This is a genomic window from Streptomyces sp. NBC_00647 (genome assembly GCF_045207245.1).
Taxonomy (GTDB): Bacteria; Actinomycetota; Actinomycetes; order Streptomycetales; family Streptomycetaceae; genus Streptomyces.
In genome coordinates this window covers 4542901-4566643 of sequence record NZ_CP109040.1, presented here as the reverse complement: position 1 = coordinate 4566643, position 23743 = coordinate 4542901, and the positions used below count along the sequence as shown (strand labels likewise).

Annotated in this window: 19 protein-coding genes, 1 tRNA gene and 1 riboswitch; of the genes, 13 read left to right on the top strand and 7 right to left on the bottom strand. The window is 70.4% G+C overall.

Annotated features, from left to right (window positions below):
- Positions 1-35: 35 nt before the first annotated feature.
- From OG788_RS19880 to OG788_RS19845, 8 genes are all read left to right on the top strand, one after another.
- On the top strand, positions 36-1013 hold the full coding sequence (locus OG788_RS19880; protein ID WP_406372449.1) for a transglycosylase family protein: 978 nt from the start codon (positions 36-38) through the stop codon (positions 1011-1013).
- Positions 1014-1196: 183 nt separating this feature from the next.
- A riboswitch (cyclic di-AMP (ydaO/yuaA leader) is annotated at positions 1197-1389 on the top strand.
- 4 nt (positions 1390-1393) lie between these two features.
- A complete protein-coding gene (locus OG788_RS19875; RefSeq protein WP_406372448.1) occupies positions 1394-2092 on the top strand; it encodes a transglycosylase family protein in 699 nt (232 codons plus the stop codon).
- Positions 2093-2442: 350 nt separating this feature from the next.
- On the top strand, positions 2443-3729 hold the full coding sequence (eno, locus tag OG788_RS19870; RefSeq protein WP_406372444.1) for a phosphopyruvate hydratase: 1287 nt from the start codon (positions 2443-2445) through the stop codon (positions 3727-3729).
- 118 nt (positions 3730-3847) lie between these two features.
- The gene (locus tag OG788_RS19865) at positions 3848-4324 is read left to right on the top strand and encodes a septum formation initiator family protein (protein ID WP_356752836.1); all 477 of its coding nucleotides are present in this window, start codon (positions 3848-3850) and stop codon (positions 4322-4324) included.
- Between the two features lie 40 nt (positions 4325-4364).
- Complete coding sequence (locus tag OG788_RS19860) at positions 4365-4964, top strand: DUF501 domain-containing protein (protein ID WP_406372442.1); 600 nt, start codon at positions 4365-4367, stop codon at positions 4962-4964.
- Positions 4961-5902 (top strand): exopolyphosphatase, encoded by a 942-nt coding sequence (locus OG788_RS19855; protein ID WP_406372440.1) that lies wholly within the window; start codon positions 4961-4963, stop codon positions 5900-5902. Before OG788_RS19860 ends, OG788_RS19855 begins: the two co-directional genes overlap by 4 nt.
- 431 nt (positions 5903-6333) lie before the next feature.
- Positions 6334-7728: an NAD(P)/FAD-dependent oxidoreductase gene (locus tag OG788_RS19850; RefSeq protein ID WP_351549677.1), complete on the top strand. Its 1395-nt coding sequence runs from the start codon at positions 6334-6336 to the stop codon at positions 7726-7728.
- Positions 7729-7929: 201 nt separating this feature from the next.
- Positions 7930-9219, top strand: a complete 1290-nt coding sequence (locus OG788_RS19845) for a class I SAM-dependent methyltransferase (protein ID WP_406372438.1) — start codon at positions 7930-7932, stop codon at positions 9217-9219.
- 100 nt (positions 9220-9319) lie between these two features.
- Here the strand turns inward: OG788_RS19845 and OG788_RS19840 are convergent, their stop codons facing one another.
- Positions 9320-11860 carry an ABC transporter permease gene (locus tag OG788_RS19840; protein ID WP_406372436.1) on the bottom strand — a complete coding sequence of 847 codons (2541 nt, stop codon included), beginning with the start codon at positions 11858-11860 and terminating at the stop codon, positions 9320-9322.
- Positions 11861-12044: 184 nt separating this feature from the next.
- Complete coding sequence (locus OG788_RS19835) at positions 12045-12848, bottom strand: ABC transporter ATP-binding protein (RefSeq protein WP_406372435.1); 804 nt, start codon at positions 12846-12848, stop codon at positions 12045-12047.
- A 554-nt stretch (positions 12849-13402) separates the two neighbouring features.
- On the opposite strand from OG788_RS19835, the gene OG788_RS19830 reads away from it, so the two are divergent.
- The 3 genes from OG788_RS19830 to OG788_RS19820 all read left to right on the top strand — a co-directional run bounded on the left by OG788_RS19830 (position 13403) and on the right by OG788_RS19820 (position 16099).
- Positions 13403-13485 (top strand) — tRNA-Leu (locus OG788_RS19830).
- A gap of 335 nt (positions 13486-13820) precedes the next feature.
- On the top strand, positions 13821-15005 hold the full coding sequence (locus OG788_RS19825) for a 4-hydroxybenzoate 3-monooxygenase (protein ID WP_406372433.1): 1185 nt from the start codon (positions 13821-13823) through the stop codon (positions 15003-15005).
- Between the two features lie 212 nt (positions 15006-15217).
- On the top strand, positions 15218-16099 hold the full coding sequence (locus tag OG788_RS19820) for a Bax inhibitor-1/YccA family protein (protein ID WP_351549691.1): 882 nt from the start codon (positions 15218-15220) through the stop codon (positions 16097-16099).
- 117 nt (positions 16100-16216) lie between these two features.
- On the opposite strand, the gene OG788_RS19815 is transcribed toward OG788_RS19820, so the two are convergent.
- Entirely contained in the window at positions 16217-16447 is a 231-nt protein-coding gene (locus OG788_RS19815) for a DUF4287 domain-containing protein (protein WP_103550712.1), read from the bottom strand.
- Positions 16448-16551: 104 nt separating this feature from the next.
- Here OG788_RS19815 and OG788_RS19810 point away from each other — a divergent pair, with 104 nt between their 5' ends.
- A complete protein-coding gene (locus tag OG788_RS19810; protein WP_261704010.1) occupies positions 16552-16863 on the top strand; it encodes a hypothetical protein in 312 nt (103 codons plus the stop codon).
- Positions 16864-16999: 136 nt separating this feature from the next.
- Here the strand turns inward: OG788_RS19810 and OG788_RS19805 are convergent, their stop codons facing one another.
- The 3 genes from OG788_RS19805 to OG788_RS19795 all read right to left on the bottom strand — a co-directional run bounded on the left by OG788_RS19805 (position 17000) and on the right by OG788_RS19795 (position 20932).
- Positions 17000-17803 carry a hypothetical protein gene (locus OG788_RS19805; RefSeq protein WP_351549694.1) on the bottom strand — a complete coding sequence of 268 codons (804 nt, stop codon included), beginning with the start codon at positions 17801-17803 and terminating at the stop codon, positions 17000-17002.
- 292 nt (positions 17804-18095) lie between these two features.
- Positions 18096-19316 (bottom strand): acetyl-CoA C-acetyltransferase, encoded by a 1221-nt coding sequence (locus OG788_RS19800; RefSeq protein ID WP_351549697.1) that lies wholly within the window; start codon positions 19314-19316, stop codon positions 18096-18098.
- 587 nt (positions 19317-19903) lie between these two features.
- Positions 19904-20932, bottom strand: a complete 1029-nt coding sequence (locus tag OG788_RS19795; protein WP_351549700.1) for an SGNH/GDSL hydrolase family protein — start codon at positions 20930-20932, stop codon at positions 19904-19906.
- A 144-nt stretch (positions 20933-21076) separates the two neighbouring features.
- On the opposite strand from OG788_RS19795, the gene OG788_RS19790 reads away from it, so the two are divergent.
- Positions 21077-22471, top strand: a complete 1395-nt coding sequence (locus tag OG788_RS19790) for a cystathionine beta-synthase (RefSeq protein WP_406372429.1) — start codon at positions 21077-21079, stop codon at positions 22469-22471.
- A 588-nt stretch (positions 22472-23059) separates the two neighbouring features.
- Here OG788_RS19790 and OG788_RS19785 read toward each other — a convergent pair.
- Positions 23060-23497, bottom strand: coding sequence for a hypothetical protein (locus tag OG788_RS19785; RefSeq protein ID WP_356752815.1), 438 nt, complete (start codon positions 23495-23497; stop codon positions 23060-23062).
- Positions 23498-23743 lie beyond the last annotated feature (246 nt).

Here is a 23743-nt window from a genome sequence, read left to right as displayed (position 1 = left end):
CCGTAGTCACCTGCTGTCACGCGAAAGGCTTCCGCATGCTCTCCGGGAACGGCCGTCACCGTCGCCCCCGTCAGGCCCCGGCCCTCATCGTCGCCGCAGGGGTGACCGGATCGGCGATCGCCATCCCGTTGCTCGGCGCGACGAGTGCGAGCGCGGCCGACGGAACCACCTGGGACCGGGTGGCACAGTGCGAGAGCGGCGGCGCGTGGAGCGCCGACAACAGCAACGGGTACTACGGCGGGCTGCAGCTGACCCAGGACGACTGGGAGGCGTACGGCGGTCTCGAGTACGCCCCGAGAGCCGACCAGGCCAGCCGTTCGCAGCAGATAGCCGTGGCCGAGAAGGTGCTCGACGACCAGGGGCTCGCGGCCTGGCCGACCTGCGGACCGCTCTCCGGGCTCAGCGCGGACTCGGGCGAGGTGCATGTCGACACGGGTGTGGCTGACGACTCGTCGGCCGACGACGGCGACTCGGGCGACTCGATCAGCCCCGGTTCGTCCGGATTGTCGATTACGCCCAACTCGCGCCCTTCCTCCACCCCGTCCGGTTCGTCCGATTCGGGCGACTCTCCGGACGTGACGGACAACACCGCGAAGCCCCGCGCCTCACAGGATTCCGACAGCTCGGACAAGGTGAAAGCCAAGGGCGGCAAGTCGGACAAGTCGGGGCAGAGCGGCACCTCTTCGGATGCCTCCGACGACACGAGCTCCAGTGCCGGGCGGCACCGCGGCGACAGTGCCGACGAGGACGCGACGGCCGGTGCAGCCGACGACCGCACGGACAGCGCCTCGGGGCGGCACGCCTCGCGCGGCTCGAGTGCCTCGCGCGACGCCACGGACGGCTCGTACGTCGTGCGCACCGGGGACAACCTCTGGAGCATCGCCGACGCCCTTGACCTCGAAGGCGGATGGTCCGACCTGTACGTCGCGAACGAGGACACGGTCGGCGCCGATCCCGACCTCATCGTTCCCGGTCAGAGCCTGTCTGTTGCTACCGAAACGGTCGAAAAGTAGCGGGAGTTCACGTCACGGTTCGCTGTGGAATGTCCGGTTTGGCGCGAGTGAGAGATGGGTCTCAGAAGCCCTGATCGTCTTTGAAAATCCGCCGATCGACTGCTTACGGTCGTGACCGCTCGCCACAGCGGGCCCCGACGGTCACAACGCCGAATCCTGCCAGCGGCCGTACGGGAACAGTCGTCGCGTCATGCGCCGTAGGCAGGAGCGGGGGACCCAAGGTAAGCGCCGCGTCCGGGAGTTGAGAGACATCCGGAACGGCTTGGGGTTAAGTCGCGTGTCGGACGTCCTGGAGAAGGGGCCGAAGGCGCGCGGCCGGGCAACTCAACCGGCCCGAACCCGACAGCTCACCTCGCAGGCGTCGGTGAGGGGATCACTCCATGCTGTTTTCCAGCAAGGGCAAGCACCGCCGTCCGAACAAGGCCACCCGCGTCGCCACGCTCGCCGGTGTCACCGGTGTCGCCATCGCCGCTCCGCTGATGGCGGCCGGCAACGCCTCCGCCGCCACCGCTTCCGAGTGGGACGCCGTCGCCCAGTGCGAGGCCGGCGGCAACTGGTCGATCAACACCGGCAACGGCTACTACGGCGGCCTGCAGTTCTCGGCCTCCACCTGGGCCGCGTACGGCGGCACCGCCTACGCCTCCACCGCCGACCAGGCCTCGAAGTCGCAGCAGATCGCCATCGGCGAGAAGGTCCTCGCCGGACAGGGCAAGGGCGCCTGGCCGACCTGCGGCGTCGGCCTGTCGAGCGCCGCGTACGGCGGCGACACCTCGACCCCGTCGACCCCCTCCGGCTCCTCCTCGCCGAGCGCCTCGCAGGGCACCACCACCCGTACGACGGAGCAGCCCGCCTCCCGTTCCGCGGAGCGTCCGGCCGCCCAGAAGACCGTCACCACCCCGACCGGCAAGAAGGTCAAGAAGGGTGACGGCGAGTACAAGGTCGTCAAGGGTGACACCCTCAGCTCGATCGCCGAGAAGAAGCACGTCAAGGGCGGCTGGCAGAAGCTGTTCAAGCTGAACAAGGACATCGTCGCCGACGCCGACTTCATCTACCCGGGCCAGCAGCTGCACCTCGGCTGATCGGGGCCGCGCACCGGCCCCACGTGGTCGCCCTCGGCGGACGGCGACCGCATCCGGTCCGCGCGCGCAGCCCCAGTCGCGCTGAATGACAGCTCCCCTCGCAGGCCGGGCCTCCATCCGGAAGGCCTGGTGAGGGTCCCCGTCCCCACGGGCTCCCCGCTCCGGTGCTTGTTCCCCCGCATGCACCGGAGCGGGGTTTTTCATTTCTTTTTTTGTTCCGTTCAGGAACAATATGTACCCTCAGTTCTGCCCAAGGGGTGGTCGATCGGCTGGCCGATCCCCCCGGGCCGGTTAGGCTCATCCCGCAGGGCTGGCAAGTCCTGCGTACCCGCGTCACATCCCAGAAGGAGATGCTCGTGCCGTCCATCGACGTCGTCGTAGCCCGGGAAATCCTGGACTCCCGAGGCAACCCCACGGTCGAGGTCGAGGTCGGCCTCGACGACGGCAGCACGGGTCGTGCCGCCGTTCCGTCCGGCGCCTCCACCGGAGCCTTCGAGGCCATCGAGCTCCGCGACGGTGACCCGAACCGCTACCAGGGCAAGGGTGTCGAGAAGGCCGTCCTCGCCGTCATCGAGCAGATCGGCCCGGAGCTCGTCGGCTACGACGCCACCGAGCAGCGGCTGATCGACCAGGCGATGTTCGACCTGGACGCCACCGACAACAAGGGCTCGCTCGGCGCCAACGCCATCCTCGGCGTCTCGCTCGCCGTCGCGCACGCCGCTTCCGAGGCGTCCGACCTGCCGCTCTTCCGCTACCTGGGCGGCCCGAACGCGCACCTGCTGCCCGTTCCGATGATGAACATCCTGAACGGCGGCTCGCACGCCGACTCGAACGTGGACATCCAGGAGTTCATGATCGCCCCGATCGGCGCGGAGTCCTTCTCCGAGGCCCTGCGCTGGGGCACCGAGGTCTACCACACCCTCAAGTCCGTCCTGAAGTCCAAGGGCCTGTCCACCGGCCTCGGCGACGAGGGCGGCTTCGCCCCGAACCTGGACTCCAACCGCGCCGCGCTGGACCTCATCCTCGAGGCCATCAAGCAGGCCGGTTACGTCCCCGGCGAGCAGATCGCGCTCGCCCTCGACGTCGCCGCGTCCGAGTTCTACAAGGACGGCAAGTACGAGTTCGAGGGCAAGTCCCGCTCGGCCGCCGAGATGACCGAGTACTACGAGGAGCTCGTGGCGGCGTACCCGCTCGTCTCCATCGAGGACCCGCTCTTCGAGGACGACTGGGCCGGCTGGAAGGTCCTCACCGACAAGCTCGGCCACCAGGTCCAGATCGTCGGCGACGACCTGTTCGTCACCAACCCGGAGCGTCTGGCCCGCGGCATCGAGGACGGCGCCGCCAACGCGCTGCTCGTCAAGGTCAACCAGATCGGTTCGCTGACCGAGACCCTGGACGCCGTCGAGATGGCCCAGCGCAACGGCTTCAAGTGCATGATGTCCCACCGCTCCGGCGAGACCGAGGACGTCACGATCGCCGACCTCGCCGTCGCCACCAACTGCGGCCAGATCAAGACCGGCGCCCCGGCCCGCTCCGAGCGCGTCGCCAAGTACAACCAGCTGCTGCGCATCGAGGAGATCCTCGACGACGCCGCGGTGTACGCCGGCCGCTCGGCGTTCCCCCGGTTCAAGGACTGACCCCGCAAGGCTCAGGAAGCGTCGTCCGTACGTCCCCGCACTCGGTCCCGTACCGTGTGCGGGGACGTACGCGCGTGACGGCCCCTACCGGCGGGCCAGTACTGGGGAGGCGGGACTCATGGCCGTGAAGGACCGGGACCGGTTCTCCACCTCGACCAGGCTGAAGCTGCTCGGCGAGCAGACGGCGGCCCGGGTCTACCGCTCCCAGACCAAGCGGCAGGCGCGCCGCTCCCGGCTGACCGGCCGGGCCGCGCTGCTGGCCCTCGTCCTGTGCTCCCTGATCGTCGCCCTCGCCTACCCGATGCGGCAGTACGTCTCGCAGCGCGCGGAGGTCGCCGACCTGGAGCGGCAGCGGGAGCAGGCCCGGCAGCGGGTCGAGCAGCTGCGCGACCTCAAGGCACGCTGGCAGGACGACGCGTACGCCGAGCAGCAGATCCGGCAGCGGCTGCACTATGTGATGCCGGGCGAGACCGGCTATGTCGTGATCGACCCGGACGCGGCGAAGCAGGCCCGCGCACACAAGGGCACCACCGACCGCCCTTGGTACACCAATGTCTGGGACGGCGTGGACAAGTCCGACGCCGCCGACCAGTGACGAACCCCTGAACTGACCAGAAAGACACGTGACTCACGGCATGGAAACGCCACCGCCCACCACCCCGCGCACCGAGCCCACCGACGCCGACGTCGAGGCCTTCAAGCAGCAGCTCGGCCGGCCGCCGCGCGGGCTGCGCGCGATCGCGCACCGCTGCCCCTGCGGTCAGCCGGACGTGGTGGAGACGGCCCCCCGCCTCCCCGACGGGACGCCGTTCCCGACCACGTACTACCTGACGTGCCCGCGGGCCGCGTCGGCGATCGGGACGCTGGAGGCCAACGGGGTCATGAAGGAGATGACCGACCGGCTGGCCACCGACCCCGAGCTGGCCGCGGCCTACCGCGCCGCCCACGAGGACTACATCGCGCGCCGGGACGCCATCGAGGTCCTGGCGGGCTTCCCGAGCGCGGGCGGCATGCCGGACCGGGTGAAGTGCCTGCACGTCCTGGTCGCCCACTCGCTGGCCGCGGGGCCGGGCGTGAACCCGCTCGGCGACGAGGCGATCGCGATGCTGCCGGAGTGGTGGCGCAAGGGAGCGTGCGTGACGCTCCCCGCGGAGGGCGGCTCGAAGAGCGAGGCGAAGGACTCCGGGGACGCCGAGGGCGCCGCGCAGGACGTCGTGCGGGGTGAGGGCGGGTGACCCGGGTCGCCGCCGTCGACTGCGGTACGAACTCGATCCGGCTCCTCGTCGCGGACGCGGACCCGCGGACCGGGGAACTCGTCGAGCTGGACCGCAGGATGATCATCGTGCGGCTCGGCCAGGGCGTCGACCGCACCGGCCGGCTCGCCCCCGAGGCGCTGGAGCGGACGTTCGCCGCGTGCCGCGAGTACGCGGCGGCCGTCAAGGAGCACGGCGCCGAGCGGCTGCGGTTCGTGGCCACCTCCGCCTCCCGGGACGCCGAGAACCGGGACGAGTTCGTGCGCGGGGTGCTGGACATCCTCGGCGTCGAACCGGAGGTCATCACCGGGGACCAGGAGGCGGAGTTCTCCTTCACCGGGGCGACCAAGGAGCTGACCGGGCGCGACGACCTGGCCAAGCCCTACCTGGTCGTGGACATCGGCGGCGGTTCGACCGAGTTCGTCGTCGGGGCCGACCGGGTGGACGCGGCACGCTCGGTGGACATCGGCTGCGTACGGATGACGGAACGGCACCTCGTGCACGACGGTGCCGTGACCGACCCGCCCACCGCGGAGCAGATCGCGACCATGCGCGCCGACATCGAGACGGCCCTCGACCTCGCCGGGGAGACGGTCCCGCTGCGCGAGGCGCGCACGCTGGTGGGGCTGGCCGGCTCGGTCACCACGATCGCGGCGATCGCGCTGGGCCTCGACGCGTACGACTCCGCGAGGATCCACCACTCCCGGGTCTCCGTCGACCGGGTCCGCGAGATCACCGCATGGCTGCTGCGCTCCACCCACGCCGAGCGCGCGGCCGTCCCCTCCATGCATCCGGGGCGCGTCGACGTGATCGCCGCGGGTGCCCTCGTGCTGCTCTCGATCATGGAGCGGACCGGGGCCCGGGAGGTCGTCGTGAGTGAGCACGACATCCTCGACGGCATCGCGTGGTCGGTGGCCTAGGTCTCGTTCGCTACCGATCAGTAGCCTCGGCTGAGCAGGTCGGATAACGTATGAGCGCGCCTGAGGGGGTTGTGGAACCTCTTCGGCGGGGCCTCTCCGGGAAAGTTCGTGAAGTTCTTCACAAGGAAAAGGGCCCTGCTGGGCGAGGAAGGGGCCACTTGGGCCCTTCCCCGGCGCTCGGGCGGTCCGGGAGCATGCTCGACAGAGCACGGCGACCGTGTTTCCGGGCGGTGGGACAGAGGTGTGGTCCGCTCGGCTGAACGGGTTGGACCGCAGCTCACGCGGTGTTGACAACGGTACGAACCGTACGGTGGTTCCCCCGGGTCACCATGACCTCGATCACGTGGGCGGCGGAGTGTAGCAGAGCCCCTGCCCAAGCTTGTGAAGGGGCGCACGAGCGACCCCCCGGGAGCGGGTGGATACTCGATGGCATGAGCACCACGGAGCGTCCCAGGATCCTCGTAGTAGGCGGTGGGTACGTAGGCCTGTACGCAGCTCGGCGCATCCTCAAGCAGATGCGCTACGGAGAGGCGACCGTCACGGTCGTCGACCCCCGGTCGTACATGACCTACCAGCCCTTCCTCCCCGAAGCCGCCGCAGGCAGCATCTCGCCGCGGCATGTCGTCGTCCCGCTGCGACGTGTACTTCCCAAGGCGGAGGTCGTCACGGGCCGGGTCACCACCATCGACCAGGACCGCAAGGTCGCCACGGTCGCCCCCCTCGTGGGCGAGGCGTACGAGCTGCCCTTCGACTACCTCGTCATCGCGATGGGCGCGGTCTCCCGCACCTTCCCGATCCCCGGCCTCGCCGAGCAGGGCATCGGCATGAAGGGCATCGAGGAGGCCATCGGCCTGCGCAACCACGTCCTCGAGCAGCTCGACAAGGCCGACTCCACCACGGACGAGGACGTCCGCCGCAAGGCGCTGACCTTCGTCTTCGTGGGTGGCGGCTTCGCCGGCGCCGAGACCATCGGTGAAGTCGAGGACATGGCCCGCGACGCGGCCAAGTACTACACCAGCGTCTCCCGCGAGGACATGCGCTTCATCCTCGTCGACGCCGCGGACAAGATCCTTCCCGAGGTCGGCCCCAAGCTCGGCCAGTACGGCAAGGAGCACCTGGAGAGCCGCGGTGTGGAGATCTACCTCTCCACCTCGATGGACTCCTGCGTCGACGGTCACGTGGTGCTGAAGAACGGCCTCGAGGTCGACTCCAACACGATCGTCTGGACGGCCGGCGTCAAGCCGAACCCCGTTCTCTCCCGCTTCGGTCTGCCGCTCGGCCCGCGCGGCCACGTGGACACCCAGACCACCCTCCAGGTGCAGGGCACGGACTACATCTGGGCCGCGGGCGACAACGCCCAGGTGCCGGACGTCGCCGCCCGCAAGGCCGGTGTCGAGAACGCCTGGTGCCCGCCGAACGCCCAGCACGCGCTGCGTCAGGCCAAGATCCTCGGCGACAACGTGATCTCCGGTATGCGGGGCTTCCCGCAGAAGGAGTACGCGCACGCCAACAAGGGCGCCGTGGCCGGTCTCGGCCTGCACAAGGGCGTCGCGATGATCGTCATGGGCAAGATGAAGATCAAGCTCAAGGGCCGTCTCGCCTGGTACATGCACCGTGGCTACCACGGTCTGGCCATGCCGACCTGGAACCGCAAGATCCGCGTCTTCGCGGACTGGACGCTCGCGATGTTCCTCAAGCGCGAGGTCGTCTCTCTCGGCGCCATGGAGTCTCCTCGCGAGGAGTTCTACGAGGCCGCCAAGCCGGCCCCGGCCCCGGCCGCCCCGGCGCCCGCAGTCAAGACCGAGGAGAAGGCCAAGGCCTCCTGACCTCCGGTCACCGAACGCCCCGAAGGGGCCGCCCGCCATCCGTGGTGCGGGCGGCCCCTTCGGCGTTCCCCCGGCACGAAAAGCGTGTCGAGTACACGTATTTTGCGAATCCGTAACGCGGAAGGGGGGACTGCGCGCGGGGCGGGTAGATGTTTACGTGGTGTCGGAGCGTTCGGGAGTGTCGTCTCGGAGGTGTAGGCCATGCAGGAAGCCGCGCCGCGGCTGAACAGCCTTGTCGAACAGTTGCTGGGAGCCCCGCTCCCCTTGCGCATCCGCGCCTGGGACGGTTCGGAAGCGGGCCCGCCGGGAGCTCCGGCGCTCGTCGTCCGCAATCGGCGAGCCCTGCGCCGTCTCCTGTGGAAACCGGGCGAGTTGGGTCTCGCGCGCGCCTGGGTCTCCGGCGACCTGGGCGTCGAGGGCGATCTCTACACCGCCCTGGACCTGATCTCCGGGCTCGTCTGGGACCGCGGCGAGGACGCCCGGGGGCTCAGGGAGGCGCTGCGCGACCCCGAGGTACGCGCAGCGGTGCGCGGGCTGGTGAGGATGGCCGGACCGCCGCTGCCGCCGGCCCCGCCCGTCGAGGAGGTGCGCAGACGCCGCCACCTGCACACCAAGCGCAGCGACCGGCGGGCCATCAGCCACCACTACGACGTCGGCAACGACTTCTACGAGATCGTCCTCGGCCCGTCCATGGTCTACTCGTGCGCCTACTGGGACGAGGACGGCACCCTGGAGGAGGCCCAGCGCGACAAGCTCGAACTCGTCGCGGGGAAGCTGGCCCTGAAGCCCGGTCAGCGGCTCCTCGACGTCGGCTGCGGCTGGGGCTCGATGGCCATCCACGCCGCCCGTGATCACGGCGCGACCGTGGTCGGGGTGACGCTGTCCCAGGAACAGGCCGCGTACGCCCGTAAACGGGTCGCCGACGAGGGCCTGACCGACAAGGTGGAGATCCGGGTCCAGGACTACCGGGACGTCGTCGACGGGCCCTACGACGCGATCTCCTCCATCGGGATGGCCGAACACGTCGGCGCCGAGCGCTACCTGGAGTACGCCGAGGTGCTGAACCGCCTGCTCAAGCCCGGCGGGCGGCTGCTCAACCACCAGATCGCTCGACGGCCGCAGCACGACGAATCGACGTACTCCGTCGACGAGTTCATCGACGCCTACGTCTTCCCCGACGGCGAGCTCGCGCCCATCGGGACGACCGTGACGCAGTTGGAACGGGCCGGCTTCGAGGTGCGCGACGTCGAATCCCTCCGCGAGCACTACGCGCTCACTCTGCGCGGCTGGGTCGCCAACCTGGAGGCCGGGTGGTCCCGCGCCGTCCGGCTCACCAGCCCCGGCCGGGCCCGTGTCTGGCGCCTCTACATGGCGGCCAGCGCGGTCGCCTTCGAACGCAACAACATCGGCGTCAACCAGGTCCTGGCGGTGAAGGCCCCGGGCGGAAGCGGCGCGTCCGGGATGCCGCTGCGGGCGAGAACCTGGAACTGACGCGGGACAGCCGGAGACAGGGAAGGGGCCCCGTTCCGTCCGGAACGGGGCCCCTTCGCTGCGCGACCGGGCCGCTGGTCCGGCCCGCCGCTCGGTCCCGCTACTCCGACTTGATCGCCGTCAGCATGTTCAGGCGGGCCGCCCGGCGGGCAGGCCACAGCGCCGCGAGGACGCCGACCGCCGCCGCGAGGAGCAGGAAGACCGCCATCCGGCCCCAGGGCAGGACCAGTTCGTACGTCGACATCCTGCTGCCCAGCAGCTCACCGGCCGCCCAGCCGAAGAACACGCCGAGAGCGATGCCGAGGACACCGCCGAAGAGCGAGATGACCAGGGACTCCAGCCGGACCATCCGCTTGATGCCCTTGCGGTCCAGGCCGATCGCGCGGAGCATCCCGATCTCCTGCGAGCGCTCGAAGACCGACATCGCGAGGGTGTTGATGACACCGAGGACGGCGACGATCACCGCCATCGCCAGCAGCCCGTAGAGCATGTTCAGCATCAGCGTGAACATCTGCGCGATGCTGTCGGAGAGGTCCTGCTTGTCCTGGACCTTGATCGCCGGGTTGTCGCCGAGGGCCTTCTCCAGCTTGTCCTTGGCCGCGGCCGAGGCACCGCCCGCCGTCTTCACCATGACCTGCATGTCGGCGGCCTCGCTCTGGTGCGGGGCGAGCGTGGCGTTGTCCAGGATGATGCCCTGGATCATCTCGTTGCCCTCGTACACCCCGGCGACGGTCAGGCTCCCCTTCCTGCCGTCCTCGTAGGAGACCTGGAAGTCCGAACCGGCCTTCCAGCCGTGGGACTCGGCGGTGTCCGCGTCCACCACGACCCGGGCGCCGCCGACCTCGAAGGAACCGTCCGTGACGGCGAGATCGGTCAGTTCGCGGATGGCCGCGCCGTTGACGCCGGTGAGGAACTCGGTCCGACGGTCGATGCGGGAGGGCGCGTTGCGCAGCGAACTGGCGTCGGTGACCCCGTCGACCGCGGTGAGCTTCTTCTCGACGTCCGGGGAGAGCGAGTTGCCGTTCGCCATCGAGACGACGTAGTCCGCCTTGATCGCCGAACTGGCCATCTTGTCGATCGACTTCTGCAGGCTGCCCGCCATCACCGTCATGCCGGTGATCAGGGTGAGCCCGATCATCAGCGCCGAGGCGGTGGCGGCCGTACGGCGCGGGTTGCGCACCGAGTTCTGCCGCGCCAGCTTGCCGGAGATCCCGAAGACACGCAGGACGGGAGCCGCCGCGGCGATCAGCGGGCGGGACAGCAGCGGGGTGAGGACGAAGACGCCGATGATGAGCAGTACCGCGCCGAGGCCCATCGGGGCCTGGCCGTCCGAGCCGTCCATCGTCGTCGCGTAGAGGACCACGGCGACACCGGCGGCCGCGAACAGGGCGCCGATCGAGTTCCGCAGGACCAGGGACTTCGTCGTCGCCTTCGCGTGGACGCTGCTCATCGCGGCGACCGGCGGGATCTTCGCGGCGCGGCGGCCCGGCAGCCAGGCGGCCAGCATGGTGATGAGGACGCCGACGAGCAGCGCCGTGGCGATCGTGCCGGGTGAGACGACCAGCGGGCCGTCCGGCACCGTGGCGCCGAGCGTGCCCATCAGGGAGCGCATGCCGGCGCCGATGCCGATGCCCGCCGCGAGCCCGCCGACGGCGGCGACCGCGCCGACCACGAACGCCTCGATCAGCACCGACCGGGTGACCTGGCGGCGGGAGGCGCCGACGGCGCGCAGCAGCGCCAGCTCCTTGGTGCGCTGGGCGACCAGCATGGTGAAGGTGTTGGCGATGATGAACGTGCCCACGAACAGCGCGATCCCGGCGAATACCAGCAGGCCCGTCTTCATGCCGCTCATCGCCGAGGAGATCTGCTCGGCCTGGTCGTCGGCGAGCTGCCGGCCGGTGGTGGTGGAGGCGACGTCCTTCGGCAACACGTCGTCGAGGGCGTCGCGCAGGGCGGCCTGGCTGGTGCCCGGTGCGGCCTTCACGTCGATCTCGTCGTAGGAGCCGACCGAGTGGAACAGCCGCTGCGCGGTCGCCGTGTCGAACAGGGTGAGGCTGCCGCCCGCGGCCACATTGCCGTCGTCGGTGGTGAAGATGCCGGTCACGACCGGCTTCAGGACGGGGCCGTCGACCGACAGGCGCACGGTGTCGCCGACCTTGTAGCCGGCCCGCTTCGCGGTCTCGGCGTCGATCGCGACCTCGCCCGTGCCGCGGGGCGCGTGCCCGGTCGTCAGCGGGTAGCGGGGGTCCTTCCCGCCTTCCTTCCCGCTCCAGTAGTTGCCGCCCTGCGACTGGAAGCCGCCGCCGATGAGCTTGCCGTTCTTGTCGGCCATGGCGGTGAAGCCGTTGACGACGCCGATCGCGGAGGCGGCTCCCGGCACTCCGGCGGCCTTGTCGAGCAGCGGTGGCGTCAGCTTGTGCGTCGTGCCGAGGGTGTCGCCGGTGTCCGCCGCGCTCTCCGGCCGGATGGCGACGTCGACCTGGCCGAAGCCCTTGGCGGAGCTCTTCTGGTAGGCGTCCGAGATGGTGTTGGTGAAGACCAGGGTCCCTGACACGAACGCCACGCCGAGCAGCACGGCGAGCACGGTCATCAGGAGCCTGGCCTTGTGCGCGAACACGTTGCGCAAGGCGGTACGGAACATGGGTCTTCTCAGTCCAGGAGTCGCAGGAGGGGCGCGGGAAGCCGCGGGAGGCGGCGCCCGGAGGGCGCGCGAGACCGCGGGCGGGCACGGGGAGCGTGCGTCGCCCGGAGCACCACGGGTGCGGGGCGAGGGCGGGGCGAGGGCGCGGGACGAGGGTGCCGGCGTCAGCGGTCCGGCGGGGGTGTCAGCTGGTGCCGCGGCCCTTGCCGTCGAACTCGGGGGGCTGGGGGCTTCCCCCGGGAAGATTCCGCATGCGGTCCAGGACGGAGGCCGCGGTCGGCTCGTGGACCTCGTCGACGATCCGTCCGTCGGCGAGGAAGACGACCCGGTCCGCGTAGGCGGCGGCCACCGGGTCGTGGGTCACCATCACCACGGTCTGGCCCAGCTCGCGTACGGAGTTGCGCAGGAAGCCGAGGACCTCCGCGCCCGAGCGCGAGTCGAGGTTTCCGGTCGGCTCGTCGCCGAAGATGATGTCGGGGCGGGAGGCGAGGGCGCGGGCCACGGCGACGCGCTGCTGCTGGCCGCCGGAGAGCTGGGAGGGCCGGTGGCTCAGACGGTCGGCGAGGCCGATCATCTTGATGACGGTGTCCAGCCACTCCTTGTCGGGCTTGCGGCCCGCGATGTCCATCGGGAGCGTGATGTTCTCCAGGGCCGTCAGGGTCGGCAGCAGGTTGAACGCCTGGAAGATGAAGCCGATCTTGTCCCGGCGCAGCTTGGTGAGCTGCTTGTCCTTCAGGGAACCGAGCTCGGTGTCGCCGATGCGCACCGATCCTGAGGAGAAGCTGTCCAGTCCCGCCACACAGTGCATCAGCGTGGACTTGCCGGACCCGGAGGGGCCCATGATCGCGGTGAACTCGGCCTGCCGGAAGCCGACGCTGACCCGGTCGAGGGCGACCACCTGGGTCTCGCCCTGCCCGTAGACCTTCGACAGTTCCGTGGCGCGGGCTGCGACCGCGGTGCTTGTGCCGGCGAGGGGAGTGGTGGTCACGGGAGGGTGCTCCTGTCGGTACGACGACGTCGATGACGTTGATGGGGTCGTGTTCCATCGTCCGTGCCGATCCGTGGCATGTAGTCAGCCGCTGTTCCGGTTCCGGGGGCAGACTGCGGTCGGACCGGGAGCCGTTGCGTCATACCTGGGGATGACGGACCTCCCCTGAGGGCCCTCCGGGTAGGGAGCGCCGCGAAGCCCGGTCCCCGAGCCCTTCGGAGGTCCTTCGGGCGGAGCGCCCGGGAGGCCTTCGGGGTCCTTCGGGGAGGGGTCGCGGAGGCTCGGGGAACGTGCGTCGCGCGGGTCGCTCTCCCGGGAGTTCGCCGGGGGCGTCGTCCGTGGCTCGTCCCGACCGTGTTCGGACGGTGAAATTCCGTCAATCCGCGTACACGGGCCCCGCGCGTCCGAAAGGCTGTTGGCAAGTGCTGATGGCCCGTACCGGGTACTGATGCACCCTCAGACATCAATAAAATAAGACAACATCGGTCCGCCTGCCCGCTGTTCGGGGGAAGCACCCCGATAGGCTCGGGACTTCGATGCGGAGCCCATGGCCTGCCCGGATGGTGGAATGCAGACACGGCGAGCTTAAACCTCGCTGCCCCTCGCGGGCGTACCGGTTCAAGTCCGGTTCCGGGCACTCCGATCTTCACCGACGCGTACCACCCGGTCGTCACCGGCGTGCACGACCTGCACCCCGCCCGCCGCGGCCGCACGCTGATCCCATGAACGACAGCACTCCGTCCGGCCCTCCTGGGCGACCCCTCGCGCAGGACGCGCGGCCACGCCCGGGGAGCGCGTCCCGACGCATGCCGCCACCGGGTGCGAGGTCTGGCCGCAGGCCGGCTGAGGGTCCGGTCGCCCGGGCGTCGTGGGCGCCCGACCGTTGACAGTGGCTTCGTGGCGGCGGAGACTCGCGGGGCTGAATCGGTGAAAGAAATTTCACTGGGCGAACATTGAGAAGGGGCAGTGGTGATGCGTACCACCGTGGGGATCATCGGGGCCGGGCCGGCCGGGTTGCTGCTGGCCCGGCTGCTGCACCGCGCCGGGTTCGCGTGCGTGGTCCTGGAGAGCCGGGACCGCGCGTACGTGGAGCAGCGGCAGCGGGCCGGGATCCTGGAGCAGGGGACCGTGGACGTGCTGCGGGCCGCCGGAGCCGGGGAGCGGATGGACCGGGAGGGGCTTCGGCACGACGGCATCGAGCTCCGGTACCGGGGTGAGCGGCACCGGATCGACTTCCCGGCGCTCACCGGCGGGCGCTCCGTGATGGTGTACGCGCAGACCGAGGTGTGCAAGGACCTCATCGCGTTGCAGCTCAAGGAGGGCGGGCCGCTGCTCTTCGGGGCCGAGGCGCTGGCCGTCGAGGGCGCCGAGGGGGACCGGCCCCGCGTGCGGTTCACGTACGAGGGGCGCGAGGACGTCCTGGAGTGCGACTACGTCGTCGGGTGCGACGGCTTCTGGGGCGTCGCCCGCAAGGCGGTGCCCGCCGAGCTCTCCCGCACCTTCGAGCGGTCGTACCCCTTCGGCTGGCTCGGCATCCTCGCCGACGTCCCGCCCTCGCACGACGAACTCGTCTACGCCCGCCACGACCGCGGCTTCGCCCTGCTCAGCATGCGGTCTCCCGCCGTCTCCCGCCTCTACCTCCAGGTGCCCGAGGGTACGGACGCCCGGGCGTGGAGCGACGAGGAGATCTGGGACGAGCTGGAGCGGCGCCTGGAGACAGCGGACGACTGGCGGCTGGCGCGGGGCCCCATCACCGCCAAGTCCGTCACGCCCATGCGGAGCCACGTCCACGAGCCGATGCGGCACGGCCGGCTCTTCCTTGCCGGGGACGCCGCCCACATCGTGCCGCCGACCGGCGCCAAGGGCCTCAACCTCGCCGTCGGCGACGTCGTCACCTTCGCCGGCGCCCTGATCCACCTCAGGGACACCGGATCGGCCGAGCGGCTCGACGCCTACTCCCAGACCTGTCTGCGCCGGGTCTGGCAGGCCGAGCGGTTCTCGTACGACATGACGACCCTGCTGCACCGCGACCCCGCCGCGACCCCCTTCGAGGACCGGATCCAGCTGGCCCGCCTGGAGCGGATCGCGAGCTCGCGCGCGGCCGCGACGGACCTCGCGGAGGCGTACACGGGGTTTCCCCTCGGGGGCCGGGAGTAGACGACAGGAATAAGAAGGGATCAAGGCCGCTTGAGAGGGCACGAGAGCTCTCGGAAGCCGGTGTCACGGCTTCGTACCAGTGCGGGCGTACCTGGGGGCACGCGCGTACGGTGGCACAACAAGGGAAAGATCCTCCCCAAGCACTAGGGTCAATCCTTTGCCTACCTATTACTCTTGAGCCAAGGCCACGAGGGTGGCCATGGAGGAGTGAAATGAGGAGCAGTAACCCGGTCTTCTCGCGACGGGGGTTCAGCCGCGACAACGGCTACGCGGGCTTCAACGCGGCGCCGCAGGCCGGGGGACCCGCTGTCGGCACGCAGGGCAACCCGTACGCCCAGCAGGGCGGCAACCCCTACGCGCAGAACCCGTACGCACAGCAGGACCTTCAGCACGGCGCTCCGCCGCAGGCCCCGGTCACCACCGGCCGTATGACGATGGACGACGTCGTCATGCGCTCGGCCATGACGCTCGGCACCGTCGTCGTCGGGGCCGTCCTGGCCTGGGCGCTGCTGCCGGTCTCGTCCACGAGCTACGGCCTGGCCATCGGCTCCGCGCTGATCGCCTTCGTCCTCGCGATGGTGCAGTCCTTCAAGCGCACCGCGACACCCGCGCTGATCCTCGGTTACGCCGCCTTCGAAGGCGTCTTCCTCGGGGTCATCAGCGAGATGTACAACGCGCAGTGGAACGGCGCGCCCTTCCAGGCGGTGCTCGGCACCATGGCGGTCACCGGCGCGACCCTGCTCGTCTACAAGGCGGGCTGGATCCGGGTCACCGCGCGGTACGCGCGTATCGGCCTGACCATCGCCATCGCCTTCATCGTCGTCATGGCGGTGAACCTGCTGCTGGTCGCCTTCGGTGTCGCACCGGACGGCGGACTGCGCAGCAACGGCCCGCTGGGCGCGATCGTCGGCATCCTGGCGATCCTGATCGGCGCGTTCTTCCTGACCCTGGACTTCAAGCAGATCCAGGACGGCATCGCCTACGGCGCGCCGAAGGAAGAGGCCTGGCTGGCCGCGTTCGGCCTGACCATGACCCTCGTGTGGATCTACGTCGAGATGCTGCGGCTGGTCGCCATCTTCAGCGGCGACGACTAGAGGTACCCGGCGGCCGGACAGGCCGTCAGGTGACCCGGTCATGTGACCTGAAGGGCCCGCGAACCACTGGTTCGCGGGCCCTTCGTCGTCGGGTGCCGGTCTCTCGGTGGTGCGCGCTCACAGCAGTTTGCGCGCGGCCCTCCTCAGGTCGTACTCGTGAATGATCGCCTTGGCGTGGCCGTACGCGAGATCGTGCTCGGCGCGGAGCCAGCTGACCTTTTCCTCGAAGCGGAAGAGGGCGGGTCCTTCGTCGACGGTGCGAAGCCAGTCGGAGATCTCACGACCGGTGCAATGAGGGATGCGGGCGAGCAGGTTGCGATGGGTCTCCTCGGAGAAGACTTGGGACATCGGCGCCTCCGAACGCAAAGGGGATGTAAGCCGGTCCTTCACGCCACCGTGCCTGAGGGTTGGGTTGTTGGCAACAGTCCCGCAGCTGCGCGTAGTCTCGCGGCGTGCTGGATACAACGCCGTTGACCCGTGCCGTGGACCACTTCGCCGACCGGTTGCGGGCCGCACCGCAGAGCCGTCTGCAACGAGGTGCCGCGGCGGAGGCACTAGGGCTGGCCAGGGAGTTCGCGCTGCGCACCCAGCGGGTCGAGGACCCGTCCGGGGAGCCCCGGGAGATGCCCGACGCCGGGATGTTCGCCGCCGCCGATCAAATCACGGTCGCCGCGCACGACTTGGCGCTCGTACTCAAGAACGAGGAGGAACTGGCGGAAGCGGTCACGCTCGTGGCGGAGGCACAGAAACGCGCCGGGGTCTGATCCGTCGATCGACTCCGGCGCGGTCGCCCGGTTCCCAGGTGTGTCGGCCCGCCGCTGCGGGCCGACGGTCAGCCCCTTCGGCGGCCCGGGCCGCCGATTCGGGGCGCGGGTCACGGCGACATCGTGACGCCGTGGGTCACAGCGACGCTATGACGCGGTCCGCCAGGATGTACACGTTCTCCTCGCCGAAGGCGAAGGTCAGGGCGTACGCGCCCGAGACACCGGAGCCGCCGAGCAGGACCGGGGTCTCGCCGGCGTCCAGAGCCGCGGCGAGCCGCTCCGCGGTCTCGCGGTGGCCCGGGGTCATGCACAGCGTCGTGCCGTCGGCGAAGACGTAGACGTCGAGGGTGCCGAGCGGGCCGGGGCGGACGTCCGCCAGCTCCGTGCAGGACTCGGCGAGCTCCTCCAGGCAGGCCACCGTGCGTTCGTGGTCGTTGACCACAGGTGACTGGACCGGGACGAAGTCCGGGTGCGAGGGGTGGCGGCGGCGGGCCGCGGCGAGTTCGGGGGAGTCTCCGGCGGTGCCGGTCTGGAGGAACTCCTCGGCGTCCGGCTCGGCGAGTGCCTCGGCCACCGGCTCCAGGTGCTCCAGGCCCACGAAGTCCGAGTGACGCGGCAGGAACAGTTCGCTGTCGGGGAGCCCGAGCAGAGACGGCGCGTCCGAGGCGTCGCGCGCCTCCTGGGCGGCCCAGAAGGCCCGCGCCTCCGCGAGCTCCCGCTCCCGCTCCTCGGCGAGCGCCTCGGCCACGGCCATGCGTATCTCGTCCGCGTCGGCGGCTCCGCGCGCCGCGGGCACGAGACCCCGCGCGTCACCGACACGGCTCTCGGCGAGTTCGCTGTGCAGGGCCGCGACCTGGCGTCGCAGACCCTGCAGGGTGCGCAGAACGGCGACGCCCACGGCCGCTGTGGCGGCGACGGCGAGCAGCAAAGCAATCGGCATGGCGCTCACTGACGTACTCCCGGTTCAAAGTCGGCCCCCGACTTCCTACATCAGCTTGAAGGGAGAACCATCAAACTGTCAGTGCGTAACGTCACGAATAGGACAGGACTTTGGGCCTGGGGTTTAGCTGCTCAACCACTCTGACCTGCTGGAATGCCCTTCCGAAGGGACATAGGTCACATCTTGGAACGGATTGGATCACAAATCGGCCCAGAGTCCCGGTGGTTACGGGCTTCTGGGCCGATTCGGTCACGGAGGGTTCAACTCCCGTTACGGGAGCGGGTCGTCGTTCTCAGCTGAGGCGCTCGATGACCATCGCCATGCCCTGGCCGCCGCCGACGCACATGGTCTCCAGGCCGAACTGCTTGTCGTGGAACTGGAGGCTGTTGATCAGCGTGCCGGTGATGCGGGCGCCGGTCATGCCGAAGGGGTGGCCGACCGCGATGGCGCCGCCGTTCACGTTCAGCTTGTCCAGCGGGATGTTCAGGTCGCGGTAGCTCGGGATCACCTGGGCGGCGAAGGCCTCGTTGATCTCGAACAGGTCGATGTCGTCCACCGTGAGACCGGCGCGGCGCAGCGCCTGCTTGCTGGCCTCCACCGGGCCGAGGCCCATGATCTCGGGGGACAGGCCGGTGACACCGGTCGAGACGATGCGGGCGAGCGGGGTCAGGCCGAGCTCGCGGGCCTTAGTGTCGGACATGATCACGAGGGCGGCGGCGCCGTCGTTCAGCGGGCAGCAGTTGGCCGCGGTGACCATGCCGTCGGGGCGGAAGACCGGCTTGAGGCCCTGGACGCCCTCCAGCGTCACGCCCGCGCGCGGGCCGTCGTCCTTGCTGACGACCGTCCCGTCCGGGGTCGTGATCGGGGTGATCTCGCGCTCCCAGAAGCCGTTCTTGACGGCTTCCTCGGCGAGGTTCTGCGAGCGGACGCCGAACTCGTCCATGTCCTGGCGGGTGACGCCCTTGAGGCGGGCCAGGTTCTCGGCGGTCTGACCCATCGCGATGTACGCGTCCGGGATCAGGCCGTCCTCACGCGGGTCGTGCCACGCGGAACCCTCCGACTGCGCGACCTCGAGCGTGCGGGCCTCGGCGTCGGCGAAGAGGGGGTTGTGGGTGTCGGGCATGCCGTCGGAGGTGCCCTTGATCGACCGCGACACCATCTCGACGCCCGCCGAGATGAAGACGTCGCCCTCGCCGGCCTTGATGGCGTGCAGGGCCATGCGGGAGGTCTGCAGGGAGGAGGAACAGTAACGGGTGATGGTGCAGCCCGGGAGGTGGTCCATTCCCATCTGCACGGCCACGATGCGGCCGAGGTTGTGGCCCTGCTCGCCGCCGGGGAGGCCGCAGCCGAGCATCAGGTCGTCGATGAGCTTCGGGTCCAGCTCGGGGACCTTGGCGAGGGCGGCCTCGATGATCGTGGCGGTCAGGTCGTCGGGGCGCACATCCTTCAGGGAGCCCTTGAAGGCGCGGCCGATCGGGGAGCGGGTGGCTGAGACGATCACGGCTTCGGGCATCACGGCTCCATTGGCGTACGGGAAGTGTGCAGGGCTGGTTGGGAAGTTACCCGTACGTACCGTCGAGGTCACCGGTCTGGGTGTGTGACACCGGCCGCACTTTTCTAAGCGCTTGCTTTTTGCTGGCGGGGGCGCCTTGGGGGTGGGTGCGTTTCCCTTGGCCGGGGGGCCGGGTCCCCGGGGGTGGGGGGCCGTCCACGGGGCTCCGCCCCGGACCCCGCTCCTCAAAAAACGCCGGAGGGGCTGAAATCCTGCCCCGCTCCGCGAACACCGGAGGGGCTGAATTCTGACCCCGCCGGAGTGGCTGGCTTTCGGTCTGCCGGGGCTGGACTCCGACGGGGCTGGATTCTTGGCGCCGGCCGGGGTGAGACGCCCAGGGGCGCGGGGAACTGCGCGACCAGCCCCCACCGGCTCGCACCCGGGGACGCGCCTCGGGGAATGCCCCCGGAACCCTGGGGCCCGGCCCCCGAGGGGGCCGGATTCTTGGTGCCGGCCGGGGTGGCAGGCCCAGGGGCGCGGGGAACCGCGCGGCCCGCCCCCGCGTACCCGCGCCCGGGTACGGGCCCCGGTCCGGCACCCCGCCGGGGTCAGTTGAGCGGGGTCGGGGCCGGGTCCGTCGCCGGGAGGCGTTGGCGTCGGCGGCGTTTGAGGAGGGCCCAGGGGCCGCGAGGGCCCGTGGGCATGGCGGCGGCGACCTCGGTGCCGGGCTCGGACGCGGCCTCGGCGGCCGCCCGGGCGACCGGCAGGAACCCCTCGTGGCGCGAGACGTCCGGACGCTCCTCCTCCGCCGGCCAGAGGCCCAGCGCCGCGCAGACCGTGGGCAGCAGAGCCATGGCCGCCGTGGCGTACCCCTCCGCCGAGGGGTGGTAGTGGTCGGGACCGAACAGCTCGCGCGGGTTCGCCGCGAACTCCGGACCCAGCAGGTCGCCCAGCGACACCGTACGGCCGCCCTGCTCGACCGTTCCGATCGTCTGGGCGGCGGCCAGCTGACGGGACGCGCGCCGGGCCAGCCAGCGCAGCGGCTGCTGGACCTGCTCGACCGTGCCCAGGTCGGGACAAGTGCCGACGACGACCTCCGCACCGGCCGTGCGCAGCCGGCGTACCGCCGCGGACAGGTGACGTACGGAGCGCGTCGGCGGCATCCGGTGCGTGACGTCGTTCGCCCCGATCATGATCACGCAGATGTCGGGCAGCCGGGCGGTGTCGGTGACGGCGAGCGCGACCTGGCGGTCCAGGTCGTCCGACTGGGCACCGGGCAGCGCAACATTGCACAGCTCCACCGGCCGCTCGGCCACCGCCGCGAGCCCGGAGGCCAGCAGCGCGCCCGGCGTCTGGCGGGCCCGGCGCACCCCCTGGCCCGCGGCCGTGGAGTCGCCGAGCATCGTCAGGCGCAGCGGGGGTTCGTCAGGGGAGGCGCCGGCGTAGTCGTACCCGTAGAGACCGTCCGCGCGCGGAGCGTAGGGAGCGTGCCCGTTGCCCACATGCCGTTTCACCATCTGCACCTCGGCCAGCACCAGGCCGACGGCCGCCGCACCCACCAGCCCGACCCCGCCACCGCCGTACGCCGCTCCCGCAGCGATCCGCCGGGCCACCCTCGCCCTCGACAAGCTCGACATCCGTCGCCGCCACCTCCTTGTAGCCGTACAACCACTGCTTGCCCCGAAGGGCGGGTCGGCCAATCTCAACGGCGCGTGAACGGCTGCGCAGGGCCGTAGGCTGACGGGACCATTCCTGTTGAAAACGCAGCTCCGGAGACAACGGTGCAATTCCACGACTCGATGATCAGTCTCGTCGGCAACACCCCGCTGGTGAGGCTCAACAACGTGACCGCGGGCATCCAGGCGACCGTCCTGGCAAAGGTCGAATACTTCAACCCCGGCGGATCCGTGAAGGACCGCATCGCCCTGCGCATGATCGAGGCCGCGGAGGAGAGCGGCGCCCTCAAGTCCGGCGGCACGATCGTCGAGCCGACCAGTGGGAACACCGGTGTGGGGCTCGCCATAGTGGCGCAGCAGAAGGGGTACAAGTGCATCTTCGTGTGCCCCGACAAGGTCTCCACCGACAAGATCAACGTGCTGCGCGCGTACGGGGCCGAAGTCGTGGTCTGCCCCACCGCCGTCGACCCGGAGCACCCGGACTCGTACTACAACGTCTCCGACCGGCTGGTGCGGGAGACCCCGGGAGCCTGGAAGCCCGACCAGTACTCCAACCCCAACAACCCCCTCTCGCACTATCACTCGACCGGTCCCGAGCTGTGGGAGCAGACGGAGGGGAAGATCACCCACTTCGTCGCGGGTGTGGGGACCGGCGGCACGATCTCCGGTACCGGCCGGTATCTGAAGGACGCCAGTGACGGCAAGGTGCAGGTCGTCGGCGCCGACCCCGAGGGGTCCGTGTACTCCGGCGGTTCCGGCCGGCCCTACCTGGTCGAGGGCGTCGGCGAGGACTTCTGGCCGACCGCGTACGACCGTACGGTCGCGGACGAGATCGTCGCCGTGTCCGACAAGGACTCCTTCCAGATGACGCGCCGGCTGGCCAAGGAGGAGGGGCTGCTCGTCGGCGGTTCCTGCGGCATGGCCGTGGTCGCCGCGCTGCGCGTCGCCGAGCGTCTGGGCCCCGACGACGTCGTCGTCGTGCTGCTTCCCGACAGCGGGCGCGGCTACCTCAGCAAGATCTTCAACGACGAGTGGATGGCCGACTACGGCTTCCTGGAGGACACCGGCCCGAGCGCCCGTGTCGCCGACGTGCTGAACGACAAGGCGGGCGGCTCCATCCCCTCGCTCGTCCACATGCACCCCGAGGAGACCGTCGGCGAGGCCATCGAGGTGCTGCGCGAGTACGGCGTCTCGCAGATGCCGATCGTCAAGCCGGGCGCCGGTCACCCGGACGTGATGGCCGCCGAGGTCATCGGGTCGGTCGTGGAGCGGGAGCTCCTCGACGCGCTGTTCACCAAGCGGGCCTCCCTGGAGGACCCGCTGGAGAAGCACATGTCGTCGCCGCTGCCCCAGGTCGGTTCCGGTGAGCCGGTCGGCGACCTGATGTCCGTGCTCGGTGGCGCCGACGCCGCGATCGTGCTCGTCGAGGGCAAGCCCACCGGTGTCGTCAGCCGGCAGGACCTGTTGTCCTTCCTGGCCAAGGGCGGCACCAGGGCGTAGCCGGGTGCGCGGGCGCCGCCGGGGGCGGCGTCCGACGAGGCCCCGGGGCGCACGGGTGACGGCCGGGGGCGGCGCCGGGCGCACAACATCCGGCTGTCCGCGCCTGCGGCAGGATATTTGTTCGAACTGTCGGATCCGTGGTGGATCTTCCGGCTCGGTCCGGGGTGAACTTCGCGGAAGTGGTACGAGCGCGTCACGTCCACGCAGCACCCGCTTAACACGGGTCCGGCACATTGGTGGATGTCGGCAGGGCGGGAGCGGCTCCCCGCCCCGGCCGACGCCAGACGGCGCCAAGGACCTCCGGAGCGGCTCCCGGACCTCCATGGACGCCTAGGACGCGCAAGCCCGGTCCTGACCCGGCCCGCGTCCCTCGCGGGGACCGCCGTCGTCCCGCCCCCCGGTAACGGGGGTGCGGCGGTCCCCGCGCAACACGTCGAAGGGCCCGGCACTTGTCTCAAGTGCCGGGCCCTTTCGTGTGTCCTGTGCAGTCGTCCCGCGCTGTCGTCCCGCGCTGTCGTCCCGCGCTGTCGTCCGGCTCCCGTGCGGACGGCGCCGCCCGTTCCCCCGTGACGTCCGTTCCGGCAGCCGCTAGTCCTCCCAGTCCGACTCCGGCCGGGTCTTGCGGCGGCCGAAGAAGTTCGGGGAGAGGCGCGCGGCCTGGACCACGTTCACCCCGACGATGCCGGCCCAGGCGACGAGCAGTCCGGGCAGGTGCGCGACTCCGCCGCCGATCGCGGACAGCGGGATCGCGAGGACGAGTGAGACGATCCCGAAGCCGAAACGCTCGCCCCAGGAGTCGGACGACTGGGGTGACCGCGCTCCGCGCGCCACCACCATCTGCTGTTCGGCGAGCTGGCGCCGCACCCGGCGGTCGACCGCGCCGTCGAGGCGCTGCTCGACCTTCTCCAGGAACGAGTCGACCAGCGCGGACTCGTACTCGTCGCCGAGCTCCCTGCGCGCGTGCAAGGTGGCGTCGAGTTCCTTCTTCAGTTCGGCGTCGCCGTGGCGGGCTTCCATACCGGTCATGCCCTTCACGTTAGGCAGCCGCGGCCCGTGGGGCACTGGGGATATCCCCCCTCTTGCGGCTGGGCCGAGCCCCCGGGCAGGTGCCGGAAGATGTCCCTTGCCCGCCCTGCATACCGTCATGCAGAGTTGTCGGTACGTGAATAGATTGCCGATGGCCGGCCTCGATGGCCAGGACCTGGGGCCCCCGGGCAGGATCCCGTGTTCGGACGGAGGAGTCGGGACAGAGGAGCGCGGACCGAGGGGTCC

Bases quoted from the DNA above. Each gene is read 5' to 3' on its own strand.
- OG788_RS19860 (WP_406372442.1), top strand. From the start codon at position 4,365: ATGGAAACGCCACCGCCCACCACCCCGCGCACCGAGCCCACCGACGCC.
- OG788_RS19795 (WP_351549700.1), bottom strand. From the start codon at position 20,932: ATGTCGAGCTTGTCGAGGGCGAGGGTGGCCCGGCGGATCGCTGCGGGA.
- OG788_RS19850 (WP_351549677.1), top strand. From the start codon at position 6,334: ATGAGCACCACGGAGCGTCCCAGGATCCTCGTAGTAGGCGGTGGGTAC.
- eno (WP_406372444.1), top strand. From the start codon at position 2,443: ATGCTCGTGCCGTCCATCGACGTCGTCGTAGCCCGGGAAATCCTGGAC.
- OG788_RS19800 (WP_351549697.1), bottom strand. From the start codon at position 19,316: ATGCCCGAAGCCGTGATCGTCTCAGCCACCCGCTCCCCGATCGGCCGC.
- OG788_RS19875 (WP_406372448.1), top strand. From the start codon at position 1,394: ATGCTGTTTTCCAGCAAGGGCAAGCACCGCCGTCCGAACAAGGCCACC.
- OG788_RS19865 (WP_356752836.1), top strand. From the start codon at position 3,848: ATGGCCGTGAAGGACCGGGACCGGTTCTCCACCTCGACCAGGCTGAAG.
- OG788_RS19825 (WP_406372433.1), top strand. From the start codon at position 13,821: ATGCGTACCACCGTGGGGATCATCGGGGCCGGGCCGGCCGGGTTGCTG.
- OG788_RS19815 (WP_103550712.1), bottom strand. From the start codon at position 16,447: ATGTCCCAAGTCTTCTCCGAGGAGACCCATCGCAACCTGCTCGCCCGC.
- OG788_RS19805 (WP_351549694.1), bottom strand. From the start codon at position 17,803: ATGCCGATTGCTTTGCTGCTCGCCGTCGCCGCCACAGCGGCCGTGGGC.
- OG788_RS19785 (WP_356752815.1), bottom strand. From the start codon at position 23,497: ATGACCGGTATGGAAGCCCGCCACGGCGACGCCGAACTGAAGAAGGAA.
- OG788_RS19880 (WP_406372449.1), top strand. From the start codon at position 36: ATGCTCTCCGGGAACGGCCGTCACCGTCGCCCCCGTCAGGCCCCGGCC.
- OG788_RS19840 (WP_406372436.1), bottom strand. From the start codon at position 11,860: ATGTTCCGTACCGCCTTGCGCAACGTGTTCGCGCACAAGGCCAGGCTC.
- OG788_RS19820 (WP_351549691.1), top strand. From the start codon at position 15,218: ATGAGGAGCAGTAACCCGGTCTTCTCGCGACGGGGGTTCAGCCGCGAC.
- OG788_RS19845 (WP_406372438.1), top strand. From the start codon at position 7,930: ATGCAGGAAGCCGCGCCGCGGCTGAACAGCCTTGTCGAACAGTTGCTG.